The sequence below is a fragment of the Cobetia sp. PS-4MA genome, assembly GCF_057670765.1.
The window spans coordinates 167,335-188,826 of the sequence record NZ_CM173107.1; the positions used below are offsets into that span (position 1 = coordinate 167,335).

20 protein-coding genes are annotated in these 21,492 nt (G+C 64.1%); 5 read left to right on the plus strand and 15 right to left on the minus strand.

Features of this window, described 5'->3' with window-relative positions:
• Positions 1-46 precede the first annotated feature (46 nt).
• The 7 genes from panC to dksA form a co-directional block, all read right to left on the minus strand.
• The gene (panC, locus tag AC26AR_RS00785; protein ID WP_176503562.1) at positions 47-901 is read right to left on the minus strand and encodes a pantoate--beta-alanine ligase; all 855 of its coding nucleotides are present in this window, start codon (positions 899-901) and stop codon (positions 47-49) included.
• Positions 901-1,692: a 3-methyl-2-oxobutanoate hydroxymethyltransferase gene (gene panB / locus AC26AR_RS00790; protein ID WP_077379469.1), complete on the minus strand. Its 792-nt coding sequence runs from the start codon at positions 1,690-1,692 to the stop codon at positions 901-903. Before panB ends, panC begins: the two co-directional genes overlap by 1 nt.
• Positions 1,693-1,873: 181 nt before the next feature.
• Positions 1,874-2,371 (minus strand): 2-amino-4-hydroxy-6-hydroxymethyldihydropteridine diphosphokinase, encoded by a 498-nt coding sequence (gene folK / locus AC26AR_RS00795; RefSeq protein ID WP_488107390.1) that lies wholly within the window; start codon positions 2,369-2,371, stop codon positions 1,874-1,876.
• Between the two features lie 29 nt (positions 2,372-2,400).
• Positions 2,401-3,801, minus strand: coding sequence for a polynucleotide adenylyltransferase PcnB (gene pcnB / locus AC26AR_RS00800; protein ID WP_077379465.1), 1,401 nt, complete (start codon positions 3,799-3,801; stop codon positions 2,401-2,403).
• A gap of 1,105 nt (positions 3,802-4,906) precedes the next feature.
• Positions 4,907-6,406, minus strand: a complete 1,500-nt coding sequence (locus tag AC26AR_RS00805; RefSeq protein WP_488107391.1) for a sigma-54-dependent transcriptional regulator — start codon at positions 6,404-6,406, stop codon at positions 4,907-4,909.
• Between the two features lie 128 nt (positions 6,407-6,534).
• Positions 6,535-7,449: a tRNA glutamyl-Q(34) synthetase GluQRS gene (gene gluQRS, locus AC26AR_RS00810; protein WP_176503566.1), complete on the minus strand. Its 915-nt coding sequence runs from the start codon at positions 7,447-7,449 to the stop codon at positions 6,535-6,537.
• Positions 7,450-7,585: 136 nt separating this feature from the next.
• Complete coding sequence (gene dksA, locus AC26AR_RS00815) at positions 7,586-8,023, minus strand: RNA polymerase-binding protein DksA (RefSeq protein ID WP_077379460.1); 438 nt, start codon at positions 8,021-8,023, stop codon at positions 7,586-7,588.
• Between the two features lie 275 nt (positions 8,024-8,298).
• On the opposite strand from dksA, the gene AC26AR_RS00820 reads away from it, so the two are divergent.
• Both AC26AR_RS00820 and AC26AR_RS00825 read left to right on the plus strand, forming a co-directional pair.
• Positions 8,299-9,483 (plus strand): aminotransferase class I/II-fold pyridoxal phosphate-dependent enzyme, encoded by a 1,185-nt coding sequence (locus tag AC26AR_RS00820; RefSeq protein WP_488107392.1) that lies wholly within the window; start codon positions 8,299-8,301, stop codon positions 9,481-9,483.
• Positions 9,483-10,349: a DNA/RNA nuclease SfsA gene (locus AC26AR_RS00825; RefSeq protein ID WP_488107393.1), complete on the plus strand. Its 867-nt coding sequence runs from the start codon at positions 9,483-9,485 to the stop codon at positions 10,347-10,349. Before AC26AR_RS00820 ends, AC26AR_RS00825 begins: the two co-directional genes overlap by 1 nt.
• A 33-nt stretch (positions 10,350-10,382) precedes the next feature.
• Here AC26AR_RS00825 and AC26AR_RS00830 read toward each other — a convergent pair whose 3' ends face one another.
• Entirely contained in the window at positions 10,383-10,757 is a 375-nt protein-coding gene (locus tag AC26AR_RS00830) for a Rieske (2Fe-2S) protein (protein WP_488107394.1), read from the minus strand.
• 200 nt (positions 10,758-10,957) lie between these two features.
• Between AC26AR_RS00830 and AC26AR_RS00835 the strand changes: the two genes are divergently transcribed.
• A complete protein-coding gene (locus AC26AR_RS00835; protein ID WP_279875592.1) occupies positions 10,958-12,019 on the plus strand; it encodes a ChaN family lipoprotein in 1,062 nt (353 codons plus the stop codon).
• 156 nt (positions 12,020-12,175) lie between these two features.
• On the opposite strand, the gene AC26AR_RS00840 is transcribed toward AC26AR_RS00835, so the two are convergent.
• The 6 genes from AC26AR_RS00840 to AC26AR_RS00865 all read right to left on the minus strand — a co-directional run bounded on the left by AC26AR_RS00840 (position 12,176) and on the right by AC26AR_RS00865 (position 17,514).
• Positions 12,176-12,670: an acyl-CoA thioesterase gene (locus AC26AR_RS00840; RefSeq protein WP_077379450.1), complete on the minus strand. Its 495-nt coding sequence runs from the start codon at positions 12,668-12,670 to the stop codon at positions 12,176-12,178.
• 235 nt (positions 12,671-12,905) lie between these two features.
• Complete coding sequence (gene metW / locus AC26AR_RS00845) at positions 12,906-13,520, minus strand: methionine biosynthesis protein MetW (RefSeq protein ID WP_077379447.1); 615 nt, start codon at positions 13,518-13,520, stop codon at positions 12,906-12,908.
• Positions 13,513-14,706, minus strand: coding sequence for a homoserine O-succinyltransferase MetX (gene metX, locus AC26AR_RS00850; protein ID WP_077379977.1), 1,194 nt, complete (start codon positions 14,704-14,706; stop codon positions 13,513-13,515). Before metX ends, metW begins: the two co-directional genes overlap by 8 nt.
• A gap of 270 nt (positions 14,707-14,976) precedes the next feature.
• Positions 14,977-15,555, minus strand: coding sequence for a YggT family protein (locus AC26AR_RS00855; RefSeq protein WP_488107395.1), 579 nt, complete (start codon positions 15,553-15,555; stop codon positions 14,977-14,979).
• A gap of 169 nt (positions 15,556-15,724) precedes the next feature.
• Positions 15,725-16,567, minus strand: a complete 843-nt coding sequence (proC, locus tag AC26AR_RS00860; RefSeq protein ID WP_084209472.1) for a pyrroline-5-carboxylate reductase — start codon at positions 16,565-16,567, stop codon at positions 15,725-15,727.
• Positions 16,568-16,761: 194 nt separating this feature from the next.
• Positions 16,762-17,514 (minus strand): YggS family pyridoxal phosphate-dependent enzyme, encoded by a 753-nt coding sequence (locus tag AC26AR_RS00865; RefSeq protein WP_077379440.1) that lies wholly within the window; start codon positions 17,512-17,514, stop codon positions 16,762-16,764.
• 195 nt (positions 17,515-17,709) lie between these two features.
• Here AC26AR_RS00865 and AC26AR_RS00870 point away from each other — a divergent pair, with 195 nt between their 5' ends.
• Entirely contained in the window at positions 17,710-18,741 is a 1,032-nt protein-coding gene (locus AC26AR_RS00870; RefSeq protein WP_084209471.1) for a type IV pilus twitching motility protein PilT, read from the plus strand.
• Between the two features lie 204 nt (positions 18,742-18,945).
• Complete coding sequence (locus AC26AR_RS00875) at positions 18,946-20,100, plus strand: PilT/PilU family type 4a pilus ATPase (protein ID WP_077379436.1); 1,155 nt, start codon at positions 18,946-18,948, stop codon at positions 20,098-20,100.
• Between the two features lie 106 nt (positions 20,101-20,206).
• Here AC26AR_RS00875 and AC26AR_RS00880 read toward each other — a convergent pair whose 3' ends face one another.
• The gene (locus AC26AR_RS00880) at positions 20,207-21,364 is read right to left on the minus strand and encodes an anhydro-N-acetylmuramic acid kinase (protein ID WP_289863710.1); all 1,158 of its coding nucleotides are present in this window, start codon (positions 21,362-21,364) and stop codon (positions 20,207-20,209) included.
• Between the last annotated feature and the right edge of the window lie 128 nt (positions 21,365-21,492).

Consider the following 21,492-nt stretch of genomic DNA (forward strand, 5'->3'; position numbering starts at 1 on the left):
CGCGGGACACGGTCGTGAAGGCAGGGCGGCGCAGTCTATTCAGGCATCAGGCCACCGGCAAGGCGACCTTCAGGTTATCGAGCAGACGGGTACGTCCCAGGTGTGCCGCGACCAGAATCACGGCATCACGGGTGTCGTCCTGCACCGGGCCCAGGTCCTCGGCGCGGCGCAGTTCGAGATAGTCCGGCTTGAAGCCGCACTCGCTGATGGCGGCCAGCGCGACGCGCAGGGCCTCGGCAGGCGCGGTGCCACTTTCGAGGCTGTCCTTGAGCGCATTCAGGCATTGCGCAAGGCGAGGGGCGATGGCGCGTTCTTCGGCGCTCAGGTAGCCGTTGCGCGAGGAGAGTGCCAGACCATCCTCGGCACGCACGATGGGCACGCCGAGGATCTCGATCCCGAAGTGCAGATCACGATTGAGCTTGCGGATCACCGCCAGCTGCTGGAAATCCTTCTCGCCGAAACAGGCGACATCGGGACGCACCAGATGGAACAGGATGCTGACGACGGTGGCCACGCCATCGAAGTGTCCCGGTCGGTTGCCGCCGCACAGGCCTTCGGAGACCCCCGGGACCTGCACGTTGCACAGTCCGGTGCGCCCTTCGGGGTACAGCTCCGCTGTCGACGGGGCGAACAGCAGATCACAGCCCTCTGCGGTCAATGCGTTCTGGTCATCGACAAGCGTGCGCGGGTAGCTGTCGAGGTCTTCGCCCGGCCCGAACTGCAGCGGGTTGACGAAGATGCTGGCGACGACGAAGTCCGCCTGTCGGCGTGCCGCGCGCACCAGGGACAGATGGCCTGCATGCAGATTGCCCATGGTGGGCACCAGCGCGATGCGCAGGCCCTTGCGGCGCACCTCGGCCAGGCGCTCGCGCAGGGCGCTGATGTGAGTGAGGGTCTCCATCAGAAGGTGTGCTCCGTTGCCGGGAAGCTGCGTTCCTTGACGGCCCGATGATAGGCAGCGAAGGCGTCCTGCACGCTGCTGGCCTCAGCCATGAAGTTCTTGACGAAGCGCGGCTTGCGGCCCGGTGTCAGGTCGAGCATGTCATGCATGACCAGAATCTGGCCGTCCACCTCGACGCCTGCGCCGATACCGATCACCGGCACCTCGACCGCATCACGAATGCGTGCGGCGAGCTCGGCAGGCACGCACTCGAGCAGAATGATCGCGGCACCGGCGGCTTCAAGCGTGCGGGCGTCGGCGATCATCTGCGTGGCACGCGCTTCCTCGCGGCCCTGCACCTTGTAGCCTCCGAAGGCATGGACATGCTGCGGCGTCAGGCCCATGTGCACGCAGACCGGCACGCCACGCTGGACGAGGGCCGTGACGGCCTCGGCGAGCCAGGCTTCGCCTTCCACCTTCACCATCTCGGCACCGGCACGCATCAGACGTGCGGCATGGTCGAGAAGTATCTCGGTGCTGGCATTGCTCATGAAGGGAAGATCAGCCATGACCAGGCTGCCCTGCTTGCCACGCGCGACGGCCGCGGTGTGGTAGCAGATGTCATCGATGGTGACCGGCAGGGTGCTGGTGTGGCCTTGCAGGACCATGCCGAGGGAATCGCCGACCAGCAGTACTTCAATGCCGGCTTCTCCAGCGAGGTGGGCGAAGGTTGCGTCGTAGGCAGTGAGGCAACTGAACGTCTCACCGTCGGCCTTGAGGCGGCGCAGGGTGCTCAGGGTGACGTTTTTCATCAGGAAGCGTACTCGTTGCGGCGCGTGTGCCTTGTCGTGTCCGTGGCGTCGGACGGACGACGTGGCCAGGATCGTCGCAGGCGGGGAGCCATGTGCGCGACCTGACAGGACGAGCCGGTGTTACCAGAAAGTGTTACCGAGCCACGATCAGTGGGCGCATCGGTAACAATGTGGCGAAACTCTACTCCCGAGGCCCGAGGGGGAGCAAGTCATCTCCTTCAACCCGCTGTGCCAGCGTCTCCAGGTCATCTTCGCTCAGGGTGGAAACGCGTACGGGGCCCAGCAGGTCCGCCAGTGGACGCAGCACGAAACCTCGTGTGAGCATCTCGGGGTGCGGCACTGACAGGCGCGAGGTAGTGATGGAGCGATCATCGAACAGTAGAAGGTCCAGATCCAGGGTGCGAGGCCCCCAGTGGCGCAATCGTACGCGACGGTGCTGCTGTTCGAGTGCCTGCAGTTGATCCAGCAGCGCCAGGGGGGAGAGGCGTGTGGTGAGCTCGGCGACGGCATTGACGAAGTCAGGTTGATCCTGAGGCCCGACCGGCTTGCTGGCATACAGGCGCGAGTGGCGCGTGCAGCGGGTCAGCGGCAGGCGGTCCAGCGCCTCAAGTGCGCGCTCGAGTTGAGCGCGCGGATCGTCAAGATTGGCACCGAGGCCGATCAAGGCTGTCGAAGTCATGCGAGGTTCCTGCGTCGGCACGTCAGTGCTCAGCCTTGTCCACGACCATTGCGACGGCGCTTGCCGCGACGTTTGGTGCCCGCGGGCTTGCTGCCTGCCGGCCCCTCATCGGACACGCCTTCGATCATGGCGACCTGAGCACGGGAATCGACTTCCTGGAAGTCGGTCCACCACTTGCCCAGTCCCGGCTTCACTTCGCCGGCGAATTCCCGCAGCAGCAGGAAGTCATAGGCGGCGCGGAAGCGTGGATGCTCGCGGGTCTGGAAGGCGCGCTTGCCACGGCGACGCGGCAGCTTGGCCTGCATGTCCCAGATCTCGCGCATCGGGATGCTGAAGCGCTTCGGAATCGAGGTGTGGTTGAGCTGACGGGCGATCGCCTGCTGAGCCGCCTGGTGGGCGGCCGGGATGTCCGGCATGCCACTGGCGACCAGCTGGTCGGTGCGTGCCTTGACGCCAGGCCACAGCAGCGCAGCGTAGAGGAAGGCCGGCGTGACCGGTTTGTCGTCACGGATACGATCATCCGTGCTCGCCAGCGCCTTCTCGATCAGCGGCATGGACCAGTGATAGTGCGCGAAGCTCTCTTCCGTTTCCGGGAACAGCATCTGGAATAGACCGAACTCACGTAACAGGTGGAACGTTTCCAGAGCGTAGCCGGACATGAACAGCTTCAGCACTTCCTCGAACATGCGTGCCGGCGGAATCTGCAGCAGCAGCGGTGCCAGCTCGTACATCGGTTCGGCGGTGGCTTCCTCGATGTCGAAGTCCAGCTTGCCGGCGAAGCGGACCGCCCGCAGCATGCGGACCGGGTCTTCGCGATAGCGCGTTTCCGGGTCACCGATCAGGCGGATCATGCGCGCTTCGATGTCACGCACGCCATGCGCCCAGTCGTGGATCGTGAAGTCGGACACGTCGTAGTAGAGGGCGTTGATCGTGAAGTCGCGGCGCAGCGCGTCCTCCTCGATGGAGCCCCAGACGTTGTCGCGCAGCAGCATGCCATCTTCCGACTGCTGGGTATGCTGGCTCGGCGTGCTGTCGGCAGGCTTGCCACGGAAGGTGGTGACCTCGATCACCTCACGGCCGAAGCGTACATGCACGATGCGGAAGCGTCGGCCAATGATGCGTGCGTTGCGGAACAGCTCGCGGACCTGTTCCGGCGTGGCGTTGGTCGCCACGTCGAAGTCCTTCGGGCGCTCGCCGAGCAGGGCATCGCGGATGCAGCCACCGACCAGATAGGCCTGATAGCCGCCGCTCTGCAGGCGATAGAGCACCTTCAGCGCGTTTTCGCTGAGCTGGCGGCGGGACACGGGATGCTCATCCCGCGGTATCACACGCAGGCTGGGCAGGGTGGCCTCGGGCGCGTCAGTTGCATTGAAAAGCGTCTTCAAGCGGTCACCGGGGCGTTGGAGAAAGCGGGTAAATCCTTTGAACATGCAGCGATTCGACTCGTGCGTAGCAGGCCGCCCAGTGTAGCGGAGGGCAGATACCTTGGCAAAGCGCCGGTCTGCCACTGATGGGCCGAGACTGCACTTCAAGGTGCCTGATGAGGGAAGAAATGCCTCTCGGGCAAGGAAAAAGGGAGACCGATTTCTCGGTCTCCCTTTCAGGTAGAGTACACGCATCCTTGAGCAGATGTTCTTTTTCGTGAAGGCGCATCGCCTTGAATACGCACCACAGTCGCCAATCACGCAGACAGATGAAGCTATTGTTGTTATCTGACCGTCTGTTCAGTGACCATCTCGTATTCAAAACAATCTTCCATTCACCGACGGCTGAATAGCCTCCCCCCGCGAGTTGTTGTTGGGTCGGGGGTGATCCGGGGTCGAGTATCTTGTTGTTGTTGGCACTCGAGGCCGGATTCGTCGCGTCCTGGTCAGTAGATTCCGGACTGCCGATATCTTGTTGTTGTTGGTTCGGCGGATGATGACGTGCGGCCGCTTGTTCTTGTTGTGGCTCCAGCATCCGGCCATGAATCTCGGCCGTGCTTGCCTGTCATCATCAATGTCACTCGCTCGACGAATCTTGTTGTTGTTGGTGTCGAGGGTTTTCGAAGCCTTGCGCAATCTTGTTGTTGTTGGACGCGCTTCGTATTTCCGGTTGTTCTTTTTCTTGACCGTGTTATTGCATCGGATGTGCCACAGCTTAAAAAAAACACGTAATTCAGTCATTTAGACATAGGTCGCTGAGACGTGAGGCGTAGGTGAGGCTGAGGTGTTACCTGACGTGGCCATTACCGCGCTGGATGGGGGCACTGTTTGGGGTCGATGGTAACAATTGGTGCGAAGGTCTAACGGAGTGACTCGCAAGCTAATGATTGGGAAGTGTTTTCCGGCATGGATTCGGCACTAAAGTCTAGCGAGGCCGGCAGGCAGCCTGCCGAGTCCTGAAGGGTTTGAGTGTTGATGTCTCGAAGACGGCCAGGTGAGTCGTGGAGGCGAGCACCCGCTTGGTGCAATACGGAAGGGGAGCCCGCAGGTCGGCTGGTGATCGTCAGCCTGCCCATGCGCCTGCTTGAGGGAGACATGTGCTGATGATGCCTCAGGACGTCGCGCTGCCACGGCGTGCCTTCTTGCGCGGGATACCCAGCCGCTGACGGCGCTCCCACAGATTCTTGCGGCTGATGCCGAGTCGACGGGCTAGCTCCGTTTCGCTCATGTGGTCCTGATGTTCGAGAACGAAATGCTGGAAGTAGTCCTCGAGAGACAGGTCCTCCTCTTCCGGTGTCGGGGGGGCGAGGGGAGGCGCGGGTCGAGGGGGGGCGGTCTCCCGTGCCGGAGAGGCACCTTCAGCCTGCGGACGCGGTGCTGAGGTGACGGGAGGCGGCTGGTGGGCGAGGGGCTCCTGTGGACGGCCGTCAGCAGTATCGCTTCGCAGGACATGCTCGGCGCGCAGGCCCAGGTCTTCCGGGGCGATGATCCGACGGTCTGCCAGGATCACGCCGCGCTCCAGGGCATTCTCGAGCTCGCGCACATTGCCGGGCCAGCCGTACTGATGGATTTCCTGGCGCGCACGCTGTGACAGCCGCATCCCCTCCCGGGCATGCCGGCGCGCGATGCCCTTCAGCAGGTGTTCGGCCAGCTCCAGCACGTCATCTCCCCGCTCACGCAGCGCAGGCAGGTCAATCTCCATGACGTTGAGGCGATAATAGAGATCCAGGCGGAATTCGCCGGTCGCGGAGAGGCGGTGCAGGTCACGGTGAGTGGCCGCGATCAGGCGGACATCTACATGGCGCGTCTCGATGGCACCGACGCGACGTATCTCACCCTCCTGAAGGACACGCAGCAGGCGAGCCTGAGCATCCAGCGGCAGTTCCCCGATCTCATCCAGGAACAGGGTGCCGCCATCCGCGGCTTCGATCAGGCCGGTGCGTGAATTCGTCGCGCCGGTGAAGGCGCCCTTTTCATGCCCGAACAGCTCGGATTCGATCAGGGTTTCCGGAATGGCGGCACAGTTGACGCAGATCAGCGGTGCCTGATGCCGTCCGCTCTGGCGATGGATCGCACGTGCGACCAGCTCCTTGCCGGTACCGGATTCGCCAAGTACCAGTACGGTGACATCCGCGGGGGCCACCTTGCGGATGCGGGTATAAACCTGCTGCATCGCACGGCAGTGGCCGATCATCTCGACCTGCGAGCCGGTGGCTCCGGAATGAGAGGAGGGGCGCGATGAGGGGGACGGCGCATCGTCATTGCGCGGCAAGGCCAGCGCCTCACGTACGCTGCGCGCGAAGGCCTCCTGATCGAAGGGTCTGGGCAGATAATCCGCGGCGCCGGCTTTCAGGCAGGCGATGGCGCCATGCAGGCTGGGGGGATCCGCCAGCAGGATCACCGGGGCAGGGTGGCTGGCCTCGAGAACGGGCTTGGCGTGTTCTCCGGCGAGCGCGACATCGCAGATGACCAGTGCAAACTCGCCGGGTTTCTGACGACAGGCGTCTTCAAGTCCATTGGCATGCACCACGCCGTGCCCGTCGCGCTCCAGCAGATGCTGAAGGGCAGTGCGTGTGGCACCTTCCTTTTCGATGATCAGAATCCGGGCCATGGAATGCTATCGCTCGCCTGATGGAGTGCGTGAAGAAATGAGATGGCGCTGATGCCTTGGCTATCTCGTACAAAGTCTCCCCTGTTCCCCGTGGGCTGGCAATCCGACAATCGTGGCTGGCCTGGTCGTCATGGAAATGGCGTGGCCATGCGCAGTGACTGGGCCGCGCCAACGTTCGCGAGCGACCAGCGTGGCGTGGCGTGCGCCAGTTGTTCCGCGGGGCTGGCAGTGGCCAGCTCGGCTGGCGGTGCCTGCCCGAGCAGCGTCAGCGTGTGATGCAGCAGTTGGCGAATGGCGACTTCATCGACCGGCAGGGCCGGGGCCAGGTTCTGCTTGGAGAGCTTTTGCCCATTGTCGGCGGTGATCAGTGGCAGGTGCGTCAGGCGCGGTGTGGGAAGACCAAGGGACGCCTGCAGGAGGCGTTGCCAAGGCGTGTTGTCGAGCAGGTCCAGGCCGCGTACGACGTCGGTGATTCCCTGTTCGGCATCATCCACCACCACGGCCAGCTGATAGGCCCACAGGCCATCGCGACGCTTGAGCACCACGTCGCCGAGTGCCGCCAGTTCCTGCTGGATCGGGCCTTGCAGGCGATCGTGCCAGCCGGCGATGGCACCGGCTCCACCGAAGCGCTCCGCCGCTCGCACGTCCAGACGCCAGGCGTGCTCGCCAGCGGGTGGCTCATCGCGATCGCGACACCAGCCCGGGTAGACCGCGAAGTCCCGCCACTGCTTGCGGGAGCAATCACAGGGATAGGCGATACCCGTGGCCTTGAGCTTCGCGAGCGCCTCGTCGTAGGCGGCATGGCGATCACTCTGATAGCGCACCGCGCCGTCCCAGTGCAGTCCGAAGGCCTCCAGCTGACGCAGGATGGTGTCGGCGCTGCCTACGGGGCAGCGTGGCGGGTCGATGTCCTCGATGCGCACCAGCCATTGGCCAGCGTGATGCCGGGCATCCAGGTAGCTGGCCACGGCCGCCAGCAGCGAACCGGCGTGCAGTGGGCCAGAGGGGGTCGGGGCAAAACGGCCACGGTAGGCGGTGGGCATCGGCAGGGCTCCAGCGTCCGTGATTGGGGGAATGTCTGGCTGTGCGGACCCCAACGCATACGGGCACCGCTCCAAGGAGGGTGCCCGTATGGGGGATGAGGTCGACGGCGGGCCGTCGGTTCACCGACAGCGGGGCTTAGCGGCCCAGCTGCTTTTCCTTCAGCTCGGCCAGTGTCTTGCAGTCGACACACTGGGTCGCGGTCGGGCGTGCTTCCAGTCGGCGGATACCGATCTCGACGCCACAGGCTTCGCAGAAGCCGTAATCGTCCTCATCGATGTTCTCGATGGTCTCGTTGATCTTCTTCAACAGCTTGCGCTCGCGGTCACGCGTTCTCAGTTCGAGACTGAAGCCCTCTTCCTGAGTGGCACGGTCTGCAGGGTCCGCGTAGTTGTTGGCATCTTCCTGCAGGTGACGCACGGTGCGATCAACCTCTTCCATCAGCTCCTGTTTCCAGTCCAGCAGGATTTGACGGAAGTGCGCTAGCTGCTTCTCGTTCATGTACTCTTCACCCGCTGCCGGCTCGTACGGGGTGAATTTCTTAAGCGCTTCCGGCTTGGTTTCAGCTACTGGCATGGGACCGCCTCATTCCGCAAGGTGACTTGGGCCGTCGACAGTCTGTTGCACTGCCTCCTTGGCCACGGCGAGGGGGCTGTCCTGACTGCTGCCCTCGCGAGAAGATCAGCTTATTTAGCGTAAAAATGACAAGTTTGCAACCGAACTCCGACGATAGTTTGTGCCGGCTCATGAACAGGCCTGTTCACGCAAACATGCATTTTCCTGTGAAAAGGGGGTGGGAATGGGCCTTGGCAGGTGCCTAGAATGAAGCTTCCGTCACGAGGAGTGCCATCATGCAGTTTGCCCGCCGTCTTGAATCCGTTGCCGCCTTTCGCGTGATGACGCTGCTGGAAGCCGCCCAGGCGCGAGAGGCTGCCGGGCATGATGTCATCCATCTGGAAGTGGGCGAACCCGACTTCCCGACCCCTGCGCCGGTGATCGCGGCCGGCCAGGCGGCATTGGCCGCCGGCCAGACTCGCTACACGCCCGCCTGTGGCCTGCCCGCGCTGCGCGACGCCATCGCGGCAGACTACCAGCGCCGTCACGGTGTCACGGTCTCGCCCTCGCGCATCATCGTCACGCCCGGCGCCTCTGGCGCTCTGCTGCTGGCCACCCTGCTGTGTGCCGAGCGCGGTGACAGCGTGCTGATGGCGGATCCGACCTACCCGTGCAATCGCCATTTCATGGGGCTGGTCGATGCCCAGCTCGACGTGGTGCCTGTCAGCGCCGAGAGCGGCTGGCAGCTGACCGCGGAGCTTGCCGATGAGGTCTGGCGCGAGAACACCCGTGCGGTGATGGTGGCATCTCCTTCCAATCCCACCGGGCACGTGTTGTCGCCACAGGAGCTGCAGGCGCTGGGGGAGCTGTGCAGAGCCCGAGACGCTCACCTGCTGGTCGATGAGATCTATCAGGGCCTGACCTATGGCGTGCCTGCACATACGGCGTTGGCGGAGTGTCCGGATGCCTTCGTGATCAACAGCTTCTCGAAATATTTCGGCATGACCGGCTGGCGACTGGGCTGGCTGGTGGCGCCGGAAGCGGCGGTCGAGCCGTTGTCGCGCCTGGCGCAGAATGTCTTCCTGGCTGCCTCCACCCCCGCGCAGCATGCGGCGCTGGCGGCCTTCACGCCGGAGTGCGAGGCCGAGCTCGAACGCCGTCGCCAGGTGCTGGAGGCGCGGCGCGGCGTGCTGCTGGCCGGACTCGAGCGTCTCGGGCTGGCACCGTCGGTTCCCCCGCAGGGCGCCTTCTACGTCTGGCTGGATATCTCGCACTTGAGTCATGACAGCGAGGCCTTCTGCCGTGTCTTGCTGGAGGAAGAGAACGTTGCCATCACGCCGGGGACCGATTTCGCGCTGGCAGATGGACGTCGCCATGTGCGGATCGCCTTCACGGCCGATGAGGCGCGTCTGCGCGAAGCCCTGACGAGACTTGAGCGCTTCCTGGAGCGGCGTGCTGCCCCGGCGGGACCATCTGCCTGATGCAGTTGACAGGGTTGTATCGTGGTCGGCTGATCCGGCGCTACAAGCGCTTCTTCGCTGAAGTGGAGCTGCTCGAGGGTGAACGGGCAGGCGAGGTGGTGACGGCGCATTGTCCGAATACCGGCTCGATGCGTGCCGTGTGCATGGAAGGCTGTGAGGTATGGCTGTCACCGTCCAACAACCCGAAGCGCAAGCTTGCCTGGACCTGGGAGCTGATTCGCCTGCCCCTGGACCCTCCCGGGGCTGGCGGTCGGCGTGAGGCCTTGGTGGCGGTGCATACCGGACGTGCCAATGCGCATGTCGAGGCGGTCCTGCGGGAGGGTGACTCGTCAGAGTGCCCGCCTGCACTGCATGCTGCGCTGCGTGAGAGAGGGCTGACGAATCTGGCGCGAATCGAGCGGGAGGCGCGGGTCGAGGTCATGCCAGCAGGCAGTGAGGTCGCGGAGCGCTCGCGGCTCGATTTCCAGCTATGGCCGCGCGATGAGCAGGCCGCCTCGATCTATGTCGAGGTCAAGCAGCTCACCCTGCGTGAGTCGGATGGGCATGGGTATTTTCCGGACTCGGTCAGTACGCGCGCGCGCCGTCACCTTGCCAGTCTTGCCGCGCTGGTCGCGGCCGGTCATCGCTGTGTGCTGGTGTTCTGCGTCGCGCACGATGCCATCGAGGATGTCGCGCCGGCGGCTCACCTGGACCCGGCCTATGCCGAGGCCTTCGCCGCGGCCCAGGCCGCCGGTGTCGAGGTGCTGGCGCTGAGGATGCAGGTCGCACTGGCGCCCTGTCACGATGACGCGAGGCAGCCGCTCTGGCAGGCGTCGTTGACCCTCAAGGAGGTGCTGCCGCTGCACGAGGCGCGCTTCTGCGGGTAACGCCTGAGCTCACTCTGATCATCGCGGGGCACTTCAGTGCCGACTCTTCAGCACCAGCTGCGCTGGCGAGCCGTCAGGCCGCTCGATCGTCACGTTCAGCGCGGTCAGTCGCTGCCCCGTGCAGGGGCCACTGAGGCACAGGCCCTGCTGCGGCTCGAAGCAGGCCTGGTGACGATGACACAGGATCAGTCCGCCGGTGGCGTCCAGATAGGGGTCGCGGTGTTCGCGCTCGTCGTGGGCGAGGTCAGCGATCAGGCGGCTGCCGCGGTGCGGACAGGCGTCGAGATAGGCGTGCAGTCCATCGGCCAGCCGGATCAGCATGGCCGGGCGGCCATCCTCGAGCCTGATCGGCAGGCTGCAGCCGATGCGCAGCTCCGGCAGCGGCAGGCGGAGCAGGCGGCGTGTCATGCGGGTCTCCTCTGAGTGGGCGAGAGGCGTTGGTGAAGAACGCGGTGCGTTCGGGCATCAGGGGGCTCGCATCGGGTATCATGGGGCAATGACGGCCAGCAGGGAATGCTCGGCTGCCGCTGGCAGTGCTCGACCTTCCGTGCGCGATGGACTGTGTCGCCGTTGGCCATTATCGCCTTTCTTCACGCCTGGTTATCTTCATGTCGCTATTTCATCGTCCCGCCTTCCTCCGTCCTGCCCCAGCTGGGCAGGCAGGCCTCACGCGTCGCCAGTTGCTGGCTGGCATGGTCGCCGGCGCCGGCGGTCTCTCGTTGCTGGGGAGCGGGGCGCTGCAGGCGGCTCAGGCGCCGCCGGGGCCGCTTCCGCCCTTGCCTGCCTGGCATGATCCCGACGCCTCACATCCGTTGCTGGGCAGCATTCTCGTGGCGCAGGGCAATCGACGTCTGTCACCGGCGGCACTGGTGGACTGGGCGCAGGCGCATCCGCTGGTGCTGCTGGGAGAGCATCACGACAACCCGGATCATCATCTGCTGGAGCGCTGGCTGATCGATGCACTGGCGGCACGTCGTCAGTTGGGTGGCGTGGCGATGGAAATGCTGGATTCCCGTCAGGATGCGGCGCTGTCACTGGTCAATCGCACCTCGCTGGCCGTGGCGGGCCTGCCGGATGAGGAGCTGATGCGCCTGCTGGCATGGGATGCACGCTGGAAATTCACCGATTACTCGAGCGTGTTGCGTGGTGTGCTGGACAGCGGCGCCCCCCTGTCGTCCGCCAGTCTGACCAGAGAGCAGGTGCGCGCGGTGATGGCCCAGGACCAGACGGCGCCAGCACTGCCGGAGGCCGTGCTGAGGCTGCAGCGCGAGGCGCTGGATGAAGGCCACTGTGGTCTGCTGGGGGCAGAGCGCCTGGATGGTCTGCTGCGTGCCCAGCTGGCGCGTGATCAGCAGATGGCGGAGCGTCTCGAGGCGCTGGCCAATCGCGATGCCACGGCGTTGCTGGTGGCCGGCAGTGGCCATGCGCGTCGCGATATCGGCGTGCCGCGCTGGCTGACCCGGGATTCGCTCTCCATCGCACTGATGCCGGTGGCCTGGGGGGAGGAAGGTCAGCCGCTGACCCAGCTCGATGACTATCTTCCGGAAAGTGCGGGGGCGGCCCCGGCGTATGACCTGGTGTGGTTCACCCCGGCCGTCGCTCAGACGGAGGATGCCTGCGCGGGACTGCGTGAGGCGGCGGATATCGCCACGCCGGATCTGCCGGGCTGAGAAAGCGGGCCGGGCGAGCAACGCTGGCATGAAAAAAGGCACCTCCTGTGAGGTGCCTTTTGCGTTCTTGCATCGCGTCGCTCAGTCGGACTGCGATCAGTCGGGCTGCGATCAGTCGGGCTGCGATCAGTCGGGCTGCGGTCAGTCGGGCTGCGCTCAGCCGCTCTTGACGTCGACCTGGCCTTCTGCGCGACGACGGGCCGCTTTCTGCGGCGTGGCATCCCCGTCGGCGTCATTGGCCTGGCTGTCGTTGCTGCCGGCCTGCTCGCGGAAGCGATCCTCGATATACGTGATACGCGTGCGTCCGTGGGGCACCGGCTTGAAGTCGGCATCGACACTGACCAGCACGATGCGGTCGATGGTCAGGATGCGTTCACGCGTGATCTTGTTGCGGATCTCGACGCACAGCGAGATGGACGTGCGGCCAAAGGCGCTGGCGGTGATGCCCAGCTCGATGATATCGCCCTGGCGCGCACTGGAGACGAAGTTGATCTCCGACATGAACTTCGTCACCACGCGGGAAGTCCCCAGCTGGACGATGGCGTAGATGGCCGCTTCTTCGTCGATCCAGGCTAGCAGACGTCCACCGAACAGGGTGCCGTTGGGGTTGAGGTCTTCGGGCTTGACCCATTTGCGGGTATGGAAGTTCATGCACTCTCTCCTCGGGATGCCGGCGCACCTCACCGGAAGTGCGAGCCGTGATCCTCAGCTGCGTTTACCCCGAAAGTATATAGACTTTAGTTGCGACTGTCTGTGCATGGCCCGGATAGCGCAACGCTATCGCGCCGCGGGGAGAGCGCGGGGAGAATTGGCGGCGTCATGACGCGAAACGGCCGGCAGGGACTCCCTGTCGGCCGTCTTTCCAAAGGCGGTGTGGCGAGTGTGATCAGCGCTTGTCGGGCGGACAGTTGTCGCGGCAGACGCGGAAGATGGCCACCTCTCCGAACAGATTCGGCCACCAGGTCGCCGCCGGATGTGGCTCGTGATCGCCATTGCCGACTGCGCGGTCGATGATCTTGAGGCCCTGGGCACGACACAGCCGCTCGAAATCCGCAAAGGTCGAGAGGTGGATGTTGGGGGTGTCGTACCAGGCGTGCGGCAGTGACTTGGAGACCGGCATGCGCCCCTTGAGCCCCAGGTGCAGGCGGTGACGCCAGTAGGCGAAATTGGGGAAGGTGATGATGGCTTCACGTGAGACGCGCATCATCTCTTCCAGCGCACGGTCCGGGCGGCGCAGTACCTGCAGGGCCTGGGACATCACCACGCGATCAAAGGTGTCATCGGCGAAATTGGCCAGACCATCATCGACGTTCTGCTCGATGACGTTCACGCCGCGCGCCACGCAGGCGCTGATGTTGTCGGGATCGATCTCCAGTCCGTAGCCGAATACCCCCTTGGTCTCCTTGAGCGAGGCCAGCAGGGTGCCATCCCCACAGGCGAGATCCAGCACGCGGCCACCTTCGGGAATCCAGTCGTGGATCTGGGCGAGGTCGTTACGCATGGCTGGCCTCCTGGGGAGCGGTGTGCAGGGGAGAGGCTGCGTTGCAGGCCTTGTCGTATGCGCGGGTCAGGAAGTTGCCCAGCACTGCCTGATAGCGCTCTCCCGGCAGCAGGAAGGCGTCATGGCCGTGAGGAGAATCGATGTTGGCATAACTGACGTTCTTGCCGGCATGGATCATGGCGTTGACCAGCTCGCGCGAGCGTGAAGGAGCGAAGCGCCAGTCGGTGGTGAAGCTGACGACGAGCACCGGGCAGCTGATCGGTGCCATGGCCGCGGCCAGATCATCGCCGGCCGTGGCGGCGGGATCGAAGTAATCGAGTGCCTTGGTCATCAGCAGGTAGGTGTTGGCGTCGAAGGCGGTGGAGAAGGTGTCGCCCTGATGGCGCAGATAGCTCTCGACCTGGAAGTCGACGTCGTAACCGAAGTTGAGGCGGTCCTGGCGCAGGTCACGCCCGAACTTGGTCCCCATCGAGTGCTCGGAAAGATAGGTGATGTGACCGACCATCCGGGCCAGCTTGAGACCGCGCTTGGGCACGGCATCGACGCGTGAGTACCAGCCGTCATGGAATTCCGGGTCCGAGCGGATGGCCTGGCGCGCGACTTCGTTGAAGGCGATGTTCTGCGCCGAGAGCTTGGGGGTACAGGCGATGATGGCGACGTGCCCGACGCGCTCGGGATGATCCATCGCCCACTGCAGTGCCTGCATGCCGCCCAGTGAGCCACCGACCACCGCGGCGAAGCGCGTGATGCCGAGACGTTCGGCGAGGCGCTTCTGACTCTCGACCCAGTCCGGCACGGTCACCAGCGGGAAATCGGGGCCCCATTGTTCGCCCGTTTCCGGGTTGATCGAGGTCGGGCCGGTACTGCCGTGACAGCCGCCGATATTGTTCAGCGCGATGACGAAGAAGCGTGAGGTATCGATGGGCTTGCCGGGGCCGATGTAGTCGTCCCACCAGCCGGGCTTGCGATCACTCATCGCGTGGTAGCCGGCGGCGTGATGGTGTCCGGTCAGGGCGTGGCAGATCAGGAGGGCGTTGCTGGCGTCAGCGTTCAGCTCGCCATAGGTCTCGTAGACCAGCGAGTACTGTTCGAGGCGTCTGCCGCAGGCCAGCTCCAGCGGTGTATCGAAGTGGGCAGTCCGGGGCGTGACGAGACCGACCGAATCCGGGGGAAGGGAATCAGGCATCGTGGTGAAGGTTTCCAGCATCATGTCCAGCAGAGTGTTCGGGCAGAGCCCGTGTCCGGGGCGCGAAGCCGCGGTGATGCGCCTTGTGGGCGTCTCGTGCACCGTGGTTCTGGCTTCGGCCGAGGGATCACTCTAGCACAGCGTCGGGCGCGCGTGAGCCAGTGGCGCGGGCAGGAAGCACAGGCGCCCGCAGCGGAGGTTCCGTTGCGGGCGCCTGGGGGGGACACCGCGAAGCGGCGATGTCACGTCTGGCAGGGAGGAGCGTGCGTATCAGCCGAAGACGCTACGCAGCATGCCGATGGTCGGCAGTGTCTGACTGACCAGACTGCCGATCAGGTTGAGGGCGATGAACACGAAGATCGGCGACAGATCGAGCATGCCGATCGACGGGATCACCTTGCGCACCGGCTTCATGATCGGGTCCACCAGCTGATGGACCAGGATGGCGCCCGGGTGGTTGGCCTGGGGGGCGACCCACGACAGGATGATCATCGCGATCAAGGCGAAGAAGTAGATGTTGATGATGCTGTCGAGCATGGTGCCCAGTGCCGTCAGCGCGATGAAGCCGATCGGCAGCATGCCGCCGAACAGCGCGCCGATGGCGACCAGTACCAGGCTGACGATGATGAAGGCGGCCGCCAGCGTGGCGATGTCGAAGCGCCCCAGCGGGCGCAGGATGCCCTGCAGCGGTGCCACCAGCGGATTGGTCGCCTTGACCACCGACTGGGTGACCGGATTGTAGAAATCTGCACGAGACAACTGCAGCAGGAAACGCAGCATCAGTATATAGACGAACAGTTGCAGCAGGATGGTGACCAGCTGAAGTCCGATGTTACCCATAGCACCCATGGGGCCTTCCTTAAGACGGTGAGTTGAGGACGCGAATCTGGTGTCGGCGTGTCATGCCATCAGCATGCCAAGCCGAGATGAACGCAGCATGATGGCGGTTTCCCGAGTGGGCTGCCAGTCAGGCGCTCTGCACGCTGCCACTCGTGGCGTGGCAATCCCGCCACTGGGGTTACTGGTCCAGCTCACGCGCCAGCTCTGCAGCCCTTGCGCTGGACGCCTTGGCCGCACGGCTGACGATCTCGCGCAGGCCATCTCCCTCGAAGCTGTTGATGGCGCGTTCGGTGGTGCCATTGGGCGAGCAGACACGGCGACGCAGCTCTGCCGGCTCGTGCTCGCTGGTGAAGGCCATCTGCGCGGCGCCGCGTCCGGTCTGGATCGCCAGTCGGCGCGCCGTCTCGGCATCCAGTCCCAGTTCGATACCGGCGGCTTCAAGCGCTTCGATGAACAGGAAGAAGTAGGCCGGGCCGGAACCGGAAATCCCGGTGACCGCTTCCAGCAGACCTTCTTCCTCGACCCATTCGACGATACCGACCGCGGTCAGCATCTCGTCCATCAGCGCACGTTGCTCATCGGTCACGCGCGAGGTGGCGTAGAGGCCGCTGGCACCGACGCCCACCAGCGAGGGGGTATTGGGCATGCAGCGGATGATGGCAAGCTCTCCCCCCAGCCAACGCTCGAGACTGTCGCAGGTGATGCCGGCCGCGACCGAGATGACCAGCGGCTTGCGCTCCTGTACGGCAGGCGCCAGTGCCTGGCAGACGTCATGCATCATCTGGGGCTTGACGCCCAGCACGATGACATCGGCACGTGCGACGGCGTCAGCGTTGTCCTGGGTCGTGGTCACGCCGTAGCGTTGCTCGAGCGCCTCGAGGGTATCGCGTGAACGGGCCGTCGCGATGATGCGGTCTGCCGGATAGCCGGCCTCGATCATGCCGCCGAAGATGGCGCTGGCCATGTTGCCGGCACCGATGAAGGCGATGGTGCGGGGAGTGGCGGAGGTCTGGTGCGTCATGCGGTGCTCCTGATCGTTCGGATGGGATGGACCGGCGAGCGGTGAGTCTGTGCACTTTACCGCGGCTGCTTCGCGAGAGTGACGTTCGTGGCAGTGAACCGTGCGTCCGAGGCTGCCGGAGGTGACTCGTCCGCGGGCTGCGCATGCGTCAGTGGCGTGCGTGAATCGTGTGCGGGCGGCGTCAGTGAGTGGTCTCAGTGGGCGCTGGAATAGTCACGCGCTCCGAAGAGGGCCGTGCCGAGACGGACCAGCGTCGCGCCTTCGGCGACGGCGGCCTCGAGATCACCACTCATGCCCATGGACAGGGTGTCGAGCTTGGCCTGAGGGTAGCGGGCCGCGGGGAAGCGAGCCTGCAGCTGCTCCAGCAATACGCGCAGTGTCCTGAAGGGCGCCTGCCTTTCCTGCAGGTCAGCCTCGGATGAGGCGGGGGCGGGAATCGCCATCAGGCCTCGCAGTCGCAGGTTGGGCAGTGCCAGCACCGTCTCGGCCAGGGCAATCAATTCCTCGGGTGTGACGCCTGCCTTGGTGGCCTCGCCGGAGACGTTCACCTGCAGACAGATGTCGAGTGGCGGCAGGGTCTCGGGGCGTTGCTCGCTCAATCTGCGAGCCACCTTCTCACGCTCGACGGCATGTACCCAAGAGAAGTGTTCGGCAATCGCGCGGGTCTTGTTGGACTGGATGGGGCCGATGAAGTGCCATTCGATATCGGTGAGGTCCGACAGCGCCTGCTGCTTGTCCAGCGCTTCCTGCAGATAGTTCTCGCCGAAGGCCCGCTGGCCATTGCGCCAGGCAGCACGAATCATCCGGTCGGGCTTGGTCTTGCTCACCGCCAGTATCCGGGCTGCCTCTACGTTGCGTTTACTTGCCAGCAGTGCCTTTTCCAGCCGCGCACGGGCCTCTAGGATACACTGAGTAACACAAGCTTCGTCGTCGGGGACTGCAGTCATGCGGCTCGGCTCCAGAATTTGCGAAATATCTTCACGGTTGATGGCTCGGCGTCGTGGGCGCCACCGGTAGTATGGGCTGGATAGGGCGTTCGTCATGATATCCACCGCACCATCTGCTGAAGAGCCACATCACACTTACACCCGAGTCCACGGGACTCGTTGGTACAAGAGCTTCGGTCTTCGCGAGGGATCTGCATGGATATTACCGAACTGCTGGCTTTTTCGGCAAAACAGAACGCATCGGATCTGCACCTGTCCGCCGGCCTGCCACCGATGATTCGCGTCGATGGTGACGTACGACGCATCAACGTCCCTTCGATGGATGACAAGCAGGTGCGTGCGCTGATCTACGAGATCATGAACGACAAGCAGCGTCGCGACTTCGAGGAGTTCCTCGAGACGGATTTCTCCTTCGAGGTGCCGGGCGTCTCGCGCTTCCGTGTCAATGCTTTCCATCAGGGGCGGGGGGCGGGTGCCGTCTTCCGTACCATCCCGTCGGAAGTGCTGACGATGGAAGATCTGGGTCTCGGCGAGGCGTTTCGCAAGATGTGCATGCTGCCGCGTGGCCTGATTCTGGTCACCGGTCCGACGGGGTCGGGCAAGTCGACCACGCTGGCGGCAATGATCGATTACATCAACGAGAACAAGTACGACCACATTCTCACCATCGAGGACCCGGTCGAGTTCGTCCACCAGTCCAAGCGTTGCCTGGTCAACCAGCGTGAAGTGCATCGTGATACCCACGGCTTCGCGCCGGCTCTGCGTTCGGCACTGCGTGAGGACCCGGACGTCATTCTGGTCGGCGAGCTGCGAGATCTCGAGACCATCCGTCTGGCACTGACGGCCGCCGAGACCGGGCACCTGGTCTTCGGCACCCTTCACACCACCTCGGCGACCAAGACCGTCGACCGCATCATCGACGTCTTCCCGGGCGAAGAGAAGGCGATGGTGCGTTCGATGCTGTCCGAATCCCTGCAAGGGGTCATCGCGCAGACGCTGCTCAAGAAGGTGGGCGGCGGGCGCGTGGCAGCGCACGAGATCATGCTTGCCACTCCTGCCATCCGCAACCTGATCCGTGAGGACAAGGTGGCGCAGATGTATTCCTCCATCCAGACAGGTGGTGCGTTGGGGATGCAGACGCTGGATTCGGCGCTGACGCGACTGTTGGCCGAGGGGCTGGTGACCAGCGAAGACGCGCAAGCGAAGGCCAAGGGGCTGCTGGGATAGTGCGCGACGGCCGTGCAGTGGTGTTGCCAGACGACATCAGTGACAGGGCAATGCCCATGGCCGAATCCAGGTCGAGACAGGCGAGACGGCACGCCTGAAGACCATCACGGGCGTTGTCTTCGTCGGGACGGATGGTCGTTGCGATAAACGATAATAAAACCGTAGTTTGAATGTGACTTCACAGAGTGGATCGGGACACGGCTCATGACTCCTCATGAATGGCTGCAGGAACTCCTGCAGTTGATGGTCAGCAAGGGCAGCTCGGATCTTTTCATCTCGACGGGGACTCCGCCGCAGATGAAGGTCAATGGGCGAATGGCGGCGCTGGGTGACAAGAAGCTCGGTGTCGATCAGGTGCGAGAACTGGTGCTTGCGCCGATGAGCGACATGCAGCGAGAGCGCTTCGAACAGGAGCGTGAGGCCAATTTTGCCCATAGTTTGCCGGGGGTGGGGCGTTTCCGGATCAGCGCCTTCTATCAGCGTAGCCAGATGGGCATGGTCATCCGTCGCATCCAGCTGTCGATTCCCAGCCTGGAAGAACTGCGCCTGCCGGAAATCATCAAGAGTCTCTCGGAGACCAAGCGTGGTCTGGTGATCTTCGTCGGGGGCACGGGTGCCGGCAAGTCGACCTCGCTGGCCTCGATGATCCAGCACCGCAACCAGACCTCGAGTGGCCATATCATCTGCATCGAGGATCCGATCGAGTACATCCATCCCCATCAGCGCTCCATCGTGACCCAGCGCGAAGTGGGGATCGACACCGAGTCCTTCGAGGTGGCGCTGCGCAACACGCTGCGCCAGGCGCCGGACGTGATCATGATCGGCGAGATCCGTTCGCGTGAGACCATGGAGCATGCGCTGACCTTTGCGGAAACCGGTCACCTGTGTCTGGCGACCTTGCACGCCAACAACGCCAACCAGGCGCTGGATCGCATCATCCACTTCTTCCCGGAAGAGCGTCACGAACAGGTATGGATGGACCTGTCACTGAATCTCAAGGGCATCGTGGCCCAGCAGCTGCTGCCTCACAAGAGTGGCAATGGCGCACAGCGAGTGCCGGCCATCGAGGTGATGCTGCGCTCGCCGCTGATCGTCGATCTGATCCGCAAGGGGGCGGTGGTGGAGATAAAGGACGTGATGAAGCGCTCCCAGCAACAGGGCATGATGACCTTCGATCAATCGCTCTATGCGTTGCATCAGCAGGACCTGATCACCGAGGAGGTGGCATTGGCGCATGCCGATTCCGCCAATGACCTGCGTCTGATGATCAAGTTCGGCGATTCCGACAGTGCTCAGGAAGCGCAACTGGATGTGATGAATGCCGCCAGTCGCTTCTCGCTGCAGGACGACGATGGCTGAAGTCCGTGGAGAATCTGGCCTGCGACGGTAGATGTCTCAGGTACTCGACGAAGCCGCGCTTCTGTTTTGCCAGGAGCGCGGCTTTTTCATGTCTGCGCGCGATGGGTCAGCGTGCGTAGAGGCCCCCTAGGACTCTGGGGCCGCGTGCTCCCGTCACGCTGACGAGATTGCCGGGGCGCTCCAGCACTCTGCGGGCGGCCAGCCACGCGAAGGCGCTGGCTTCGAGGAGATCGGCATTCCAGCCAAGCGAGGCGCAGGTGGTCAGGCCGGTGGGGTGGCTTGCATGCGCAAGGCGCTGTTCGAGCGCGGCCATCAGGGCGGTGTTGCGCGCTCCGCCACCACAGGGTGTCAGTCCCGCCAGTGATACGCCGGTATGCTCAAGTGCACGCGCGATGCTCTCTACCGTCAGGCTCAGCAAGGTGGCCTGCACATCGGCAGGGGCCTCGCTGCCTGTCAGGTGCTGCTCCAGCCAGTCGAGATGGAAGTCCTCGCGTCCGGTACTCTTCGGCAGCGGTCGAGTGAAGTAATCCGCGCTGAGCAGACGATCCAGCAGCTCCTCGATGACATGGCCGCTGGCGGCCCAGCTGCCCTGAGGATCAATCGCGGCCCCCTGATGGCGTGCATGCCAGGCATCCAGCAGGCAGTTGGCCGGGCCGGTATCAAAGCCGATCACTGACGCCTGCGAGTCCAGCGGCGGGAGCAATGTCAGGTTCGCGATCCCCCCAAGGTTCAGCAGTCCCCGCCACTGGTCTGGCTGAGCGAACAGCGCTGAGTGAAATGCCGGCGCCAGAGGCGCTGCCTGCCCACCGGCCGCCAGATCCCTGCGGCGGAAGTCTGCCACCACGGGGATGCCGGTCAGCTCGGCCAGCAGGCTGGGGTTGTCGAGCTGCAGGGTGTAAGGCGTCTGACAGGGCTGATCGCTGAAGCCATGCGGGCGGTGCTCGATGGTCTGTCCATGACTGCCGATGGCGCGAATGTCTTTCGGTGCCAGTCGCTGGCGAGACAGCAGCTGGCGGATCGCGTCGGCGGCCAGTTCGGCCAGCGCCTGCTCGGCTGCGGCAAGATCACGAAAATGCGCATGGTCCTCGTGCATCAGGCGCCAGAGGCGAGTGCGCAGGGGTTCCGGAAGCGGCAGATCCAGACCGTCGATGAAGCGGATGTGCTCGCGCAGCGCAGTGCAGTCCTGATGGGGTTCGATATCGAGCAGGGCGACATCGAGGCCGTCGAGGCTGGTGCCTGTCATCAGGCCGAGGTAAAGCGCCATGGAGATCTCCCGGGCAGTGAAACGTGGGTCAGCGAGTCTGCCGTGCGCCCCCGAGTCGCGGAAGTCTGGTTGGCATCCTCATGGCCAGAGGCAGAGCAGGGGTGCATGGTCTGCGTGTCATGCTAACA